The 13,932-nt window shown below is 72.6% G+C and carries 12 protein-coding genes; 4 read left to right on the top strand and 8 right to left on the bottom strand.

All coding sequences use genetic code 11. The annotated features are described in order from the left end of the window. Positions 1-24: 24 nt before the first annotated feature. A complete protein-coding gene (locus FB563_RS16935) occupies positions 25-2,526 on the bottom strand; it encodes a tetratricopeptide repeat protein (RefSeq protein ID WP_055704713.1) in 2,502 nt (833 codons plus the stop codon). Positions 2,527-2,611: 85 nt separating this feature from the next. Here FB563_RS16935 and FB563_RS16930 point away from each other — a divergent pair, with 85 nt between their 5' ends. After that, positions 2,612-3,121 (top strand): DUF2165 domain-containing protein, encoded by a 510-nt coding sequence (locus FB563_RS16930; RefSeq protein WP_055704714.1) that lies wholly within the window; start codon positions 2,612-2,614, stop codon positions 3,119-3,121. Here FB563_RS16930 and FB563_RS16925 read toward each other — a convergent pair. The 3 genes from FB563_RS16925 to FB563_RS16915 are packed head-to-tail and all read right to left on the bottom strand — an operon-like array spanning position 3,114 to position 7,212. Then, a complete protein-coding gene (locus tag FB563_RS16925) occupies positions 3,114-3,680 on the bottom strand; it encodes a hypothetical protein (protein ID WP_055704715.1) in 567 nt (188 codons plus the stop codon). The two genes, FB563_RS16930 and FB563_RS16925, sit on opposite strands and share 8 nt — an antisense overlap. Before the next feature lie 59 nt (positions 3,681-3,739). After that, complete coding sequence (locus FB563_RS16920; RefSeq protein WP_055704716.1) at positions 3,740-6,325, bottom strand: bifunctional FO biosynthesis protein CofGH; 2,586 nt, start codon at positions 6,323-6,325, stop codon at positions 3,740-3,742. Between the two features lie 41 nt (positions 6,326-6,366). Beyond that, entirely contained in the window at positions 6,367-7,212 is an 846-nt protein-coding gene (locus FB563_RS16915) for an LLM class F420-dependent oxidoreductase (protein ID WP_055704717.1), read from the bottom strand. Between the two features lie 151 nt (positions 7,213-7,363). Here FB563_RS16915 and FB563_RS16910 point away from each other — a divergent pair, with 151 nt between their 5' ends. Further along, positions 7,364-8,881: a CehA/McbA family metallohydrolase gene (locus tag FB563_RS16910; RefSeq protein WP_055704718.1), complete on the top strand. Its 1,518-nt coding sequence runs from the start codon at positions 7,364-7,366 to the stop codon at positions 8,879-8,881. Here the strand turns inward: FB563_RS16910 and FB563_RS16905 are convergent. Then, positions 8,874-9,386, bottom strand: a complete 513-nt coding sequence (locus FB563_RS16905) for a PadR family transcriptional regulator (protein ID WP_055704719.1) — start codon at positions 9,384-9,386, stop codon at positions 8,874-8,876. The two genes, FB563_RS16910 and FB563_RS16905, sit on opposite strands and share 8 nt — an antisense overlap. Positions 9,387-9,480: 94 nt before the next feature. On the opposite strand from FB563_RS16905, the gene FB563_RS16900 reads away from it, so the two are divergent. Both FB563_RS16900 and FB563_RS16895 read left to right on the top strand, forming a co-directional pair. After that, positions 9,481-10,050 carry a hypothetical protein gene (locus FB563_RS16900; RefSeq protein ID WP_055704720.1) on the top strand — a complete coding sequence of 190 codons (570 nt, stop codon included), beginning with the start codon at positions 9,481-9,483 and terminating at the stop codon, positions 10,048-10,050. Continuing rightward, on the top strand, positions 10,047-11,366 hold the full coding sequence (locus tag FB563_RS16895) for a carotenoid oxygenase family protein (protein WP_055704721.1): 1,320 nt from the start codon (positions 10,047-10,049) through the stop codon (positions 11,364-11,366). Before FB563_RS16900 ends, FB563_RS16895 begins: the two co-directional genes overlap by 4 nt. On the opposite strand, the gene FB563_RS16890 is transcribed toward FB563_RS16895, so the two are convergent. From FB563_RS16890 to FB563_RS16880, 3 genes are read right to left on the bottom strand one after another with little or no spacing between them, the layout of a single operon-like run. Further along, positions 11,363-11,758 carry a hypothetical protein gene (locus FB563_RS16890; protein ID WP_055704722.1) on the bottom strand — a complete coding sequence of 132 codons (396 nt, stop codon included), beginning with the start codon at positions 11,756-11,758 and terminating at the stop codon, positions 11,363-11,365. The two genes, FB563_RS16895 and FB563_RS16890, sit on opposite strands and share 4 nt — an antisense overlap. 26 nt (positions 11,759-11,784) lie before the next feature. After that, positions 11,785-12,342 (bottom strand): hypothetical protein, encoded by a 558-nt coding sequence (locus tag FB563_RS16885; RefSeq protein ID WP_142218757.1) that lies wholly within the window; start codon positions 12,340-12,342, stop codon positions 11,785-11,787. A 2-nt stretch (positions 12,343-12,344) separates the two neighbouring features. After that, positions 12,345-13,931, bottom strand: a complete 1,587-nt coding sequence (locus FB563_RS16880; protein ID WP_142218756.1) for a peptidoglycan-binding protein — start codon at positions 13,929-13,931, stop codon at positions 12,345-12,347. Position 13,932 lies beyond the last annotated feature (1 nt).

Here is a 13,932-nt window from a genome sequence, read left to right as displayed (position 1 = left end):
ACCGCCGGGGAAAGTTCCGGGCGTTCAGCGCTGATCGCGCAGGGCGGCCAGCGCCCTGCCGTGCCACTCGAGGATCCACTCGTCGTGCGGTGACAGGGCCTTCGCCCTCTCCAGAGCGGCCAGCGCCGCATCTGCGGACCCCAGTTCGAGCAGGACGATTCCCCGCCGGCACTCCGCCCAGGGGTATTCCGGCCTCAGCCGGACCGCGCGCTCCAGGTCGGCCAGACCCTCCCTGTGCCGGCCGAGGTTGGCCAGCGACACGCCCCGGCTCGCGTACGCCGACGCGTACTCGGGGTCGAGGGCGAGCGCGCGGTCGTAGTCGGCGAGGGCTTCCTCGTCGCGCCCCGCCACGCGCAGGGCGTCACCTCGTTCGCAGCGACCCCAGGCCCAGTCCGGCTGGTGGGCGAGGGCACGGTCGAGGTCGGCGAGCTGACGGGCGGGCTCGGCGCGGGCACGCCATACGCGGGCCCGGCGGGCCAGCGCCCAGGCGTACTCCGGGTTGAGTTCCAGGGCCCGGTTCAGATCGTCGAGGGCGCTGTCCAGTTCCCCCCGGGCGAGGCGGGTGGCGCCTCGGGAGGCCCAGGCGAAGTCGCTGGCCGGGTCGAGCCGGACCGCCTCGTCCAGGTGCCGGATCGCCTCGTCGTGGTCGCGCAGCATGCGGTGGTACTCGCCGCGCACCGCGTGACTCCACGGGTCGTCCGGTGCGAGCGCCACGGCCTGTTCCATGTCCGCGAGTGCCGACGGGTAGTCCCCCAGCTCACCGTGGGTCAGGGCCCGGCCACGGTAGGCCCGTGCCAGCCCGGGATCCAGAGCGATGGCGTCCGCGAATGCGGTCAGTGCCTCGTCGTACGCCCCGCCGCGCCGCAGCGCGGCACCCCGTACCGCGTGGGCGAGCGCCCGGTCCGGCTCGTCGAGCGCCGCCCGGTGCAGCAGCAGCGCGAGTGCGGCCGCCACTCCGCCGTTCCCGAGGGCCTGCGTCAGCTCGCTTCCCCAGCGGGCCACTGCCTCCGCGTCGGCGTCCTCGCCCGCGTCCGCGAGGGCCCGCGCCCACCGCTGGGCCGTGGCGTCACCGGCGGCGCAGGCGGGGACGAACTCCCGCAGCGTCCCCGGCAACGCCTCCCGGTCCCCCGCGCACAGCCGGTGATAGGACTCGGCCAGCCGCAGCTCCAGCCACTCCTCGTCCGCCCACAGCTGCTCGGCGTCCCGTGCCCCTTCGCGTTCGCTCCGCCACTGCCCGAACGTTCCCGCCAGCCGCCGCTGCAGCTCCCCCCACCCCCGGGGCGACCGTGCCCGCTGCAGCCGCAGCATCGGCGCCCGTACGACGTCGTGGTACCGGACTCCTCCGCCGCGGCCGTCGACGAACGGCAGGCCTCTCAACCACCCGTAGCGCGCGTCGAGTTCCGCCTCCTCGCACTCCACCACGGCCCGGAACACGTCCGCGTCGAGCCGCCGGGGCACCGCGCAGGCCAGGGCCACCCCCCGCCGCACCGGATCCCGCTCCCACTTCAGGAACCGCTCCACGGCGTCCGCACTCGGATCGCCCACGTCCCCCGGATCGGCGGGTCTCGCCTCCGCGAGGGTGGAGACGAGCACCGGCAGCCCGCCCGTCAGCCGCAGGACCTCGGCGACGACCGGCTCGTCCCGCACCCCCCGGTCCGCCAGCAGTCCCCGGGCCTCCGCCTCCGTGAACGGCCCGAGCGGCAGGTGCGTCACGAAGTCCGCGAAGCCGCCCCAGCGGGCCGTGTCGAAGGGGCGTTGGCCGGCCGTGACGACGACCACGTTGGCGGGCAGCGCCCCGTGCCGGTCCGTGGTCATCAGCTCGTGCAGCCAGCCGTCGACGAACGGCCCGATCCTTTCGTACGTGTCGAAGAACAGGACGATCCACGGCACCGAGGCCGCCACCGTGGCCAGCTCTTCGAGCATCCTGGGTGTCAGCTCCCGCTCGGGTGACAGCACCAGCTGCACATCGTCCTGGTTGCCGAACCGGGCGCTGAGACCCCGCCGCAACCTCTCGGTGTACTGGGCCAGTTGAGCCGGGTCGACCGCGCCCACGAAAGGTCCCGCTCCCGGCAGCATGCTCAGGCCGGCCAGCCCCGCCCGTACGACCGTCGCCGTCACCGCCGACGGGCTCTCCGGCTCCGGCTCCAGCCCGGCCATCACCACGTCGGCCTCGTGCCGCCGTTCCCGGTACCTGACCAACGCCTTGTCGAGCTTCCTGAACTCCCAGCCCTGCCGCAGGAACTCACGGCTGATCGACGCCATCGCCTCCGGCACGCTCCCCGCGCCCTCGTCGACGTACGCCGTCAGCGCGCCCCGCTCCCGGGCGATCTGTTCCAGCTCCCGCACCAGGAACGTCTTTCCGACGCCGGCGTTGCCGTGGACGTGGAAGAGGAAGCGGTGGCGTTCATCCTCGGGGGGCACGTCCAAGTTCGCGCGGAATGCCGCTCGTTCCTCGCTCCGGCCGACGAACCCCGCCCGCCTTCGCCGCCCGATCAGCTCCTGCATCGACAGCCGTGCCTGCGCCATCCGTCAGCCCCTCCCCCAGCCCGCCTTCTCATTCTGGCCTGATGAGCACGCGAAAACCGCGCCGTCGGCAGGGGAGAATTCAGCCATGACCACCACCCCCACACGTAACTCCGGCCTCAGCCTGGCCGCCGGTGTCCTCACCGGAATACTCGCCCTCTACATCGCCCTGGTCGCCCTGGGGAACATCACCGACTTCGGGACGAACCAGCAGTTCGTCCGGCATGTGCTGGCGATGGACACGACGTTCAAGGACGACCACCTGATGTGGCGGGCCATCACCAGCAAGGGACTTCAGGACACCGCGTACGTCCTCATCATCGTGTGGGAGACCGTGTCGGCCCTGGTACTGATCTGGGGGACGTACCTGTGGGCGCGGCGGAAGGACGACGACCTCGCGCGGCGGGTCTCCACCTACGGGCTGCTGATGCTGTTGCTGCTGTTCGGGGCCGGGTTCATCGCGATCGGCGGTGAGTGGTTCTCGATGTGGCAGTCCAAGACCTGGAACGGCTTGGAGGCCGCCACCCGGGTGTTCCTGCTGAGCGGGGTCGCCCTGATCGTCAACCAGTTGCCCGGGCGGCAGGCGGACGCTACTTGACGACCGCGACCGCGGTGCCCGGTCCGCCGAAGGACCACAGGGCGGCTCCGTCCGCCTTGTGCAGACGGATCCCGCCCAGCTTCTTGCCGTCCGCCGGGGGCGGCGAGGAGCCGTCCAGGGCGTTGGAGAAGGCTATGTCCACGCCCAGCACCTTGGCGATGTACATGACGTGCTCGATCTCGACACCGTCCGAGCCCCTGAGGGACTGCCGGCTCGCGATGACCGAGTAGCGGCCGGGCTGGGGGCTCACCGTGCCCGGCCACACCGTGAAGGTCCGGGTCGCCCTGCCCGTCGCGTCGACCAGCCACACCCGCTTCTCGCCGAGGGAGTACACGATCCGGCGGCCCTGACCCGACGCGTCCGGCAGCGCGGGCGCGGACGGGGAGTGCGGCGCGGCGGAGCCGTGGGCGCTCGCCGACGCCGACGGCCTCGGCGCGGCCGCCACGGCGGCCGTGGGGTGCGGCCCGTGGTCCGCCTGTACGGCGAGGGCGACGACGGCCGCGGTCGCGCCCGCCGTCAGGCCGGTGACCCAGGCCCAGGAGGGCAGTCGGGCAGCCACGGGTACGCATCTCCTCCGCTACGGGGCCCCCGCTCGGACCGGGGGTCGGATCATCGTACTCAGTCCAGGACGGGCAGCAGCTCGGGCAGGTGGCCGTCGGAGGCCGCCGCCGCCCGCTGCCGTTCCTCCGGCACCTCGCCGTAGAGCGTGGTGCGCGGCTTCGCCGGGCGGCCGGCCGCCTCGGCCACGGCGACCAGCTCGCGGACCGACTTGTACGAGCCGTACGACGAGCCGGCCATGCGGGAGATCGTCTCCTCCATCAGCGTGCCGCCCAGGTCGTTCGCCCCGGAGCGGAGCATCTCCGCCGCACCCTCCGCGCCCAGTTTCACCCAGCTCGTCTGGATGTTCGGGATCCAGGGGTGGAGCAGGAGCCGGGCCATCGCCGTCACCGCGCGGTTGTCCCGCACGGAAGGGCCGGGGCGCGCGATGCCCGCCAGGTACACCGGCGCGTTCGTGTGGATGAACGGAAGCGTCACGAACTCGGTGAAACCGCCCGTCTCCCGCTGGATCCGCGCCAGGGTGCGCAGATGGCCCAGCCAGTGGCGGGGCTGGTCGACATGGCCGTACATCATCGTCGAGGACGAGCGGATGCCCAGTTCGTGGGCCGTCGTCACGACCTCGATCCACGTCGCCGTCGGCAGCTTGCCCTTGGTCAGGACCCAGCGGACCTCGTCGTCCAGGATCTCCGCCGCCGTGCCCGGGATGGTGTCCAGACCCGCCTCCCTGGCGGCCGTCAGCCACTCGCGGACCGACATCCCGGTGCGGGTGGCGCCGTTGACGACCTCCATCGGCGAGAAGGCGTGCACGTGCATGCCGGGGACCCGGGACTTCACCGCCTTCGCGATGTCGAAGTACGCCGTGCCCGGCAGGTCGGGGTGGATGCCGCCCTGCATGCACACCTCGACCGCGCCCACGTCCCAGGCCTGCTGGGCGCGGTCGGCGACCTGCTCCAGGGAGAGGGTGTAGGCGTCGGCGTCCGTGCGGCGCTGGGCGAAGGCGCAGAAGCGGCAGCCGGTGTAGCAGACGTTGGTGAAGTTGATGTTGCGGGTGACGATGTAGGTGACGTCGTCGCCGACCGCGGACCGGCGCACGTCGTCCGCCACCCGGCACAGCGCGTCCAGCGCCGGGCCGTCCGCGTGCAGCAGGGCCAGGGCCTCGGCGTCGGTGAGCCGGGTCGGGTCGTCGGCCGCGGTCGCCAGCGCCTGCCGTACGTCCGTGTCGATGCGCTCCGGCGTCATACCGGGCGCGGCGGCCTCGCGCAGCGCCTCCCAGTCGCCGTACACCTCGTCGAAGTCGTCGCGCCGGTCGGCCGTACGGCCCTCGGTGTCGATGGTGCGGTGGAGGTCGGTGCGGCCGGCGGGGACGAACGCCTCTTCCGGTTCCTGCCAGGGCCGGCCCTCGACGACTGCGTCCTCGCGCGCCAGGCCCGTCTCCGGGTCGGCCAGCGCGCTCACGTGCGGGCGCAGCCGGGGGTCCAGCCAGGGCTCGCCGCGGCGCACGAACTCCGGGTAGACGCAGAGGCGTTCCCGCAGCTCGAACCCCGCCGCCGCCGACTTCGCGGCCAGTTCCTCGATCTGCGGCCAGGGCCGTTCGGGATTGACGTGGTCGATGGTCAGGGGCGACACCCCGCCCCAGTCGTCGATGCCGGCGCCGATCAGCCGCTCGTACTCCGAGTCGACCAGGTTCGGCGGGGCCTGGAGGCAGGCGGACGGGCCCATGATGTGGCGGGCCACGGCCACCGTGGCGACCAGGTCGTCCAGTTCGGCGTCCGGCATGCCGCGCATCGCCGTGTCCGGCTTGGCGCGGAAGTTCTGGATGATCAGTTCCTGGATGCCGTGGTAGGCCCGGGAGACCTTGCGGAGCGCGAAGAGGGACTCGGCCCGCTCCTCGTACGTCTCCCCGATGCCGATGAGGAGACCGGAGGTGAAGGGCACGGAGGAGCGGCCGGCGTCTTCCAGTACCCGCAGCCGTACGGCCGGTTCCTTGTCCGGGGAGCCGTAGTGCGGGCCGCCGGGCTCGGACCAGAGCCGGGTGGCGGTCGTCTCCAGCATCATGCCCATGGAGGGGGCCACGGGCTTGAGCCGCTGGAAGTCCGTCCAGGTCATGACGCCCGGGTTGAGATGGGGCAGCAGCCCCGTCTCCTCCAGGATCCGGACGGAGACGGCGCGGACGTAGGCGATCGTGTCGTCGTAGCCGTGCGCGTCCAGCCACTCGCGCGCCTCCGGCCAGCGGTCCTCGGGTTTGTCGCCGAGGGTGATCAGGGCTTCCTTGCAGCCGAGGGCGGCGCCCTTGCGGGCGATGTCCAGCACCTCGTCGGGGGACATGAACATCCCGTGGCCGGCCCGGCGCAGCTTGCCGGGGACCGTGACGAAGGTGCAGTAGTGGCACTTGTCCCGGCACAGCCGGGTGAGGGGGATGAAGACGCTCTTCGAGTACGTGATGACGCCGGGACGGCCCGCCTGTTCGAGACCCGCGTCGCGCACCCGGGCGGCGGACGCGGCGAGGTCGGTCAGGGCCTCGCCGCGGGCCCGCAGCAGCACCGCCGCCTCGGCGACGTCGAGGGCGACGCCGTCCCGGGCGCGTTTGAGGGCGCGACGCATGGAGTTCTCGGTCGGGCCGGTTCCGGAGGTCGCGGAAGTCGTCATCCCCCAACTGTACGTTCGGGGTGATCGCAGCTCAGGGCTGCCTACAGGAAGCTCCCGAACTCGTCCAGCACCCTCAGAACCTCCCTCTCCCCCGCCGACGGCAACTGGAGTACGACCTCCTCGATTCCCAGCTCCGCATAGTGGGCCAGCTTGCCCGGGGTCGGCTGCACCGCGTAGGGGACGACCTGGAGGGCGGAGGGGTCGCGGCCGGCGTCCGCCCAGGCCGTGCGCAGCGCCGGCAGGGACTCGGTGAGGCCGCGGCCGCCGATCGGGAGCCAGCCGTCGGCGTACTCGGCGATGTGGGCGAAGAGTCTCGGGCCGGCGGCGCCACCGACGAGCGTGCGGGGCCCGGTCACCGGGCCGCGCGGTTTCCGGGCGGGCTTGGGGTACGCGTGACTGGCCCGTACGGCGGCGAACTCGCCCTCGTACGGCGTCGGTTCCTCGGACCACAGCGCCTGCATCAGCCGCACCCGGTCCCGGACCAGTGCCCGGCGGGTGCGCCACTCCACCCCGTGGTCGGCGGCCTCCTCGACGTTCCAGCCGTAGCCGAGACCGAGGGTGAGACGACCGCCGGACAGGTGGTCCAGGGTGGCGATCTGCTTGGCCAGGGCGATCGGGTCGTGCTGGGCGAGGAGGGTGACGCCGGTGCCGAGGCCGAGGCGCTCGGTGACGGCGGCGGCCTGGCCGAGGGCGACGAAGGGGTCGAGGGTGCGGCCGTACTCGCGGGGCAGGTCGCCGCCGGCGGGGTACGGGGTCGTCCGCTCGACGGGGATGTGCGTGTGCTCGGGGAGGTAGAGGCCGGCGTAGCCGCGCCGCTCGAGTTCGCGGGCGAGTCGTACCGGCGCGACGGTCTCGTCGGTGAGGAAGATGGTGACGGCGATACGCATGACCCATCTGTACCGGGCCGGGCTTCCCACGTCCATACCGACCGGCAGGCATGCGCCACCATGGCAGAAGCGTCGCGTCCATGACACATTGTCGTGCAGCAATCCCCTTTTCTTTCACGGGAGTTCACGCCCGGACGAGAGGGTGGCCCCCATGGGTGAGGACACGCACGAGCAGACTCACGGCATCGGCAGACGCGCGCTGTTCGTGACGGGCGCCGCCGCTGCCCTTACGTTGGGACGTGTGAGCTTCGCAGCGGCGGACGGTCAGCGCCAGGAGACCCGGACGGTACAGGGCACCCTGCCACCCGGCTCCCCCGACTTCGTGTACGTACCGGTCGAAGTCCCCGACGGGGTGCGGGAGATCAAGGTCTCCTACACCTACGACAAGCCCTCGGTCCCGGCCGGCACCCAGGGCAACGCCCTCGACATCGGCCTCTTCGACGAGCGCGGCACCGAGCTGGGCGGCCGGGGCTTCCGTGGCTGGTCGGGCGGTGCGCGCACGGAGTTCTTCGTCCGCGCCGACGGCGCCACACCGGGCTACATCCCCGGCCCGGTGCGGGAGGGCACCTGGCACATCGCGCTGGGCCCCTACACGGTGGCGCCACAGGGCCTGACGTACGAGCTGACGGTCACGCTGACCTACGGCGAGCCGGGCGGGACCCCGCGGCCGGTGTACCCGCCCTCCCGGGCCAAGGGGCGGGGACGGGCCTGGTACCGGGGGGACTGCCATCTGCACTCCTGGTACTCCGACGGCCGCCGCACCCCGGCGGAGATCGCGGCCCTCGCGCGGGCGGCGGGCCTGGACTTCATCAACTCCTCGGACCACAACACCCACGCCGCGCACCCGCACTGGGCGGACCAGGCCGGCGACGACCTGCTGATCATGCTCGGCGAGGAGGTCACGACCCGCAACGGCCACGTGCTGGCGCTCGGCACCGAACCCGGCACGTTCGTGGACTGGCGCTACCGGGCCCGGGACAACCGCTGGGCCCGCTTCGCCCGGGACATCCGCCGCGCCGGCGGCCTCGTCGTCCCCGCCCACCCGCACGCCACCTGCGTCGGCTGCGGCTGGAAGTTCGGCTTCGCCGAGGCGGACGCCGTGGAGGTGTGGAACGGCCCCTACACCCCGGACGACGAGGTGACCCTGGCCGAGTGGGACAACCAGCTGGTCGCCTCCGTGCGGCAGGGGCGGGCCTGGCTCCCGGCGATGGGCAACAGCGACGCCCACCGCGACCCGGACACGGTCGGCATGCCCCAGACGGTCGTCCTCGCCGACGACCTGACCCGGGAGGCGGTCCAGGACGGCATCCGCGCGGGACGCTGCTACGTGGCCGAGTCCGGGAACGTGACCCTCGCCCTCACGGCGACGGGCGGGCGCGGGCAGCAGGCGGGCATCGGCGAGCGGCTGGCCGTGGCCGCCGACACCCCGGTGACGGTCCGGCTGGAGGTCTCGGGCGCCCCGCGCTGCACCGTCCGCTTCGTCACCGACCAGGGCGTGCTGTTCACCAGCGATCCGCTGCCGGTGTCGGGCACGGGCACGGTCGAGTGGCGCACGACTCCGGCCTGCGCGGCGTACGTGCGCGCCGAACTGCGCCACGAGGCGGCGCTCGGGCCGGTGCCGGGGGCGCTCGCCGCCTTCACCAACCCGGTCTTCCTCGGGGCTACTTGATCTGCTCCGCCGCCCACTCGGCCCACTCGCGCCGCATCGCGTTGAACCGCAGGCCGTACTCCAGGGCGATCCGGCCGTAGACCGACAGGTTGCCCTCGTCCCAGTCGATGGAGTCGGCGAGCTGCCGCAGCCGGTCGTGTCCCTCCTGGGACATCCCGGCCAGCAGGGACAGATAGTCGCGCGCCTGCTCGGGGGTGAGCACACCGAGGAAGAACACCCGCAGCAGGACGTCGCTGCGCATGACGGGCTGGGGCGCGACCTCGGTCAGCCAGTGGCGCAGCTCCGCCAGCCCCTCGTCGGTGATCTCGTACTCCTTGCGGCCGCGCGGGCCCTCGGCGGCCACCGTGATCAGCCCGGAGCCCGCCAGCTTGGTCAGCTCGGTGTAGATCTGGCTCTGGGTCGCGGGCCAGACGTTGGCCAGCGAGGTGTCGAACGTCTTCAGCAGGTCGTAGCCGCTGGCGCGACGGTCGGAGAGCAGGCCGAGCAGTGCGTGTTTGAGGCTCATGACCCCCACCCTACCTTCCACTATTGACATGTCGAGACCCGACCTTCTACTTTTGACATGTCGAAACCGGAACTCACTCCGCCCGGGGGAACCCATGTCGTACCTGCGCACGTTCTTGCCGTGGATCGTCTTCGCCGTCATCCCCTCGGGGCAGTGGCAGTGGGGCGCCCTGGCCGCCCTGGTGATCTCGGTCGGGATCATCGCCCAGCAGAGGCGGGCCGGCGCCGGCTTCGACGCCCTCGTCATCGAGGCCGGCTCGGCGGTCTTCTTCGCGGTCCTCGCGGCCGTCGCCTTCGCCGACCCGCACTCGGGCGTGCACGCCTACTCCGCCGCCCTCTCCTCCGGCACCCTCGCCGTCATCGCCGGCCTGTCGCTGGCCGTCGGCCGCCCCTTCACCCTGGGCATCGCCAAGCGCACCACCCCCCGCGAGCTCTGGGACCTGAAGCCCTTCGTCCGGGTCAACGTCGTCATCACGTCCGTCTGGACGGCCGCCTTCGTGCTGACCGCCGTCGTCCTCGCCGTGCTGGCCCACTCCGGGCACGCGCACTCGACGCCCGCGACCGTCGTCCAGATCGCCGGCTTCGTCGTCCCGATGCTCTTCACCGTCCGCTATGTCGCCCACGTCCAGGCGAAGGCCCAGGCCGCCGGGCAGGCGGCCCGATGACCGCCGCCCCGAAGCACCTGTCCGGCAACTACGCCCCGGTCACCGAGGAACTCACCGCGTACGACCTGCCGGTGACCGGCACCGTCCCGTCCGAGCTGACCGGCTGGTACCTGCGCAACGGCCCGAACCCGGCCGACGCCGCCTCCGGGCACTGGTTCTTCGGCGACGGCATGGTCCACGGGGTGCGCCTGGAGGGCGGCCGGGCCGTCTCCTACCGCAACCGCTGGGTCCGCACCACCCGCCTGACCGACGGGGCGCGGATGTACGACGACCAGGGCCGCCGCGACCTCACCGCCGGCCCGGCCAACACCCATGTCGTCCGGCACGCGGGCCGCACCCTCGCCCTGGTCGAGTCCGCCCTGCCCTACGAGCTCACCCGCGAGCTGGACACCAAGGGCCCGTACGACTTCGACGGCCGCCTGCACACCGCGATGACCGCCCATCCGAAGACCTGCCCGGCCACCGGCGAGCTGCACTTCTTCGGCTACGGCATGCTGGAGCCCACCCACCTCACCTATCACCGGGCCGATGCCACGGGCGAACTGGTGCTCAGCCGGCCGATCGAGGTGCCCGGGCCGACCATGCTGCACGACTTCGCGCTCACCGCCGCGCACGTCGTCTTCATGGACCTGCCGGTCGTCTTCGACGCCGAACTCGCCCTCAGGGGCGGCACGATGCCCTACAGCTGGGACGACGGGTACGGCGCCCGGCTCGGCGTGCTGCGCCGTGACGACCCCCGGGGCGAGGTCCGCTGGTTCGCGGTCGACCCCTGCTACGTCTTCCACGTCCTCAACGCCCACGACGCGCCGGACGGCACCCTCGTGCTGCACGTGATGCGCTATCCGGAGCTGTGGCGGCGCGAACCGGACGGCGGCACGCGGGCACACCGGGCCGTGTGGTGGAAGTGGACGATCGACCCGGCCGCCGGCACGGTCCGTGAGGAGCAGTGCGACGACCGGCCGGGCGAGTTCCCGCGCGTCGACGACCGGCTGACCGGCCTCGCCGCCGGACACGGGCACATGACGAGCGGCACCTCACTGGTGCGCTACGAGCTGTCCTCCGGGTCCGCCACCGCCCATGACTTCGGGCCCGGCCGCACCCCGGGCGAGGCGGCGTTCGCCCCCGCCGACGGCACACCCGGCGGCCCCGGCTGGCTGCTCACCTACGTCCACGACGCCGCCACCGACCGCAGTGACCTGGTCGTCCTGGACGCCGACGACCTCGGCGCGCCCCCGGTCGCCACGATCCACCTGCCCACCAGGGTCCCGTTCGGCTTCCACGGCAACTGGCTGGCGGACGCGGACGACCGGGCCTAGGCGGTGCCCGCCCGGCTCGCGCGGCGCAGGCCGATGATCTCGGCGACCGTGTCCAGCCAGCGGGCGGCGCGGGTCTCGGCCTCGGGCATGGTGGCGGTCTGTGCGGCGCCGGTCAGCCAGTCCCGCAGGATCGCGGCCGGTTCCGGGGACGGCAGCGGCTCGGGCAGCTCCGCCGCGTACGCCAGACCGCCCGCCCGGACGATCTCGGCGAGGAACGTCAGCGAGCGCGGCAGCACGCCGAGCCGGTCGAGGGTGACCGCGGCCGCGACGGCGCCGTCCCCGAACAGGGCCGTGTGGAAGGCGTCCTGGATCAGGCCGTAGCGCAGCAGCAGGGCGACGTCCGTGGCGGCCAGGACCTCGTCGTCGGTGCGGCTTTCGGGTGCTGGGGACATGAGGGCCTCGGTTCCGGTCGTCCGGGTCAGCGGACGGTGATGGTGAAGACGTAGAAGCCGGCGTGGGAGCCCGGGCTGCCGGTACCGGTCTGGGTGGGGTACGGGGACAGCGACGGGGACACCGAGCTCCCGGGGGTGGGCGACGGGGTGGCCGTGGCGGTGGAGCGGGCGGGTGCCGGGGCCGTGCCGGTGGGGTACGGAGTCGCCGTGTCGTCCGGGCCGTGGCACGTGCTCATCGGGCAGTACAGCAGCCGTACCGTGGCCCTGCCCTTCGCGAGGGCGGTGAAGTCGAAGGACTGGGTGCCCTGGGTGCCGCCGTCGGTGTCGCCGCCGCCCTTCCAGTCCTCCCGCCCGCCCCGGTACTTCAGCACGCTCGCGTCCGGCTTCGGGTCGGTCAGGTACCAGTGCTGGCCCAGGCCCGGAGACGCCGGGACGGTGAGGGCGAACCGCTTGCCGGGCTCGACGGTGATGGCCCGGTCCTTGACGTGGTACTCGGCGGCGGACCCTCCGCTCGCGCCGCACCCGGTCAGGGCGAACAGGCAGGCCACGGCGGCCGGGCCGACCAGTGCGTGTCGTCTGTTCATGGTCAGTCCTGGGGAAGGTGCACGGCGTAGGCGTCGGGCATCGAGTTGTTGCTGGCCTTCGCCATGCCCCCGTTGACGAAGTCGTCCTCGCTGACCCAGGTGGTCGTGCCCCACGGGTTGTAGATCTCCAGCTTGTCGCCTTCCTGCCCGATGATCATCATGGCATGACCGGACCGGGTCCCCTTCTTGTCGTACCCCTCGACGCCGATGGGCACCGGCTTGCCGTCGGCCACCGCCTTCTCGATGTCCGGCAGGACGGCGCGCCGCGCGTCCGCGTCACGGACCTCGTGGAACTCGTACTTGCTTCCGGTCTCCGGGCTGATCTCCTTGTTGACGACCTCGGTCTTGCCGTCGTTGTCCATCCCGGTCCAGTTGTCGCCGCCGTCGCCCTCCAGGTGCACCCGGTGCTGTTCGGCCACCAGGCGGTGGCGGAAGGCGTCGGCGTCGTTCTCCTGTCCGCTGGGACCGCCGGTCAGGTCGAGGGCGTAGACGGGGTCGACCATGGCCCGGGCGGTGACGGTGGACGAGGCGACGCAGGTGTTCTCCTGGCCGTCGCCGCCCTGGGTCCAGCCCTGGGAGAGGAACTTCTGGTCGTCCTGGTTGTGGTTGGAGCCGTCGTCGTTCAGACCCTCGTCGGCCATGCTGTCGGCCTGCGTGGTGATCGGCGCGAGGTGCTCCTCCAGCCATGCCGGATCCTTGCCGTGGATCTTCCCGGCGAACGTCTCCACGTCGCCCACACCGTGCCCGGCCGCGAGGGCCTTCAGGATGTACGCCTTCTCCTGCGGGGTGGAGGCGCCGGCCAGCAGCTGGTCCATGCGGGCCCGGTCGGCGGCCGAGAGACGGTCCATGGCACGGCGGGAGCGTTCCAGGTCGTTGGCGGTGAGGATCTCGTTCATCTCGGGGTCGCCGTCGACATTGCTGGCGTCGGCCAGCGCCAGCCGGTCGACGGCGGTGAGCCCGTCGGCGCCGTCCAGCTTTCCGGCCCGCGCCTGGGAGGCCCACTTGTTGAGGTCCCGGGCGGCGGCGTGGGCGGCGTCGTCGGCGGCGACCGCGGCCTTGTGCAGCAGGTCGGCGCCCGCGGTGGCGACCGAACGGGCCTTCAGCCGTGCGGCCTCCTCGTCGTCGTCCTCGTACCAGTCGTCGAAGAAGCCGTCCCTGCCGCCGAGCATCGTGCGGGCCTCGTTCAGCTTGGCCCGACCCTCGCCGTCCTGCTTCTGGGCGTCCTTGATCGCGTCGGCCAGCCTGATCAGGGCCTTGGCCCCACCCTCGAACGCGTCCGACAGCCGCGTCACCTCCCGCCCGGCCGCGGCCACCGCGTCGGAGGCGAGGACGCTGGTGTCACCGGCCCACACCTCGGGCAGGCCGCTGCGGGCGATCCTGTCGACCCGCTCCCGCAGCCGGCCGGCGTCGTCGATCTGTTCGCGGTACGTCTTGCCCAGGCTCTCCAGGGTGGCCGGGTCACCCACCGGGGCGGACACGCCGAGGGCGTCCTCGATCGCGTCGATCAGGTCGTTCTTGCTGCCGGCCGTGGAAATGCTGTGCTGCAGGTCGCCCAGCCGCTTGCGGCGGTCGCTCGTGGACTCCGTCATC

Origin of the sequence: Streptomyces puniciscabiei (assembly GCF_006715785.1) — a bacterium.
In the GTDB taxonomy this organism is placed as follows: Bacteria; Actinomycetota; Actinomycetes; order Streptomycetales; family Streptomycetaceae; genus Streptomyces; species Streptomyces puniciscabiei.
Note: the sequence above shows the minus strand (reverse complement) of the source record. Positions and strands in the feature narration are given on the sequence as shown.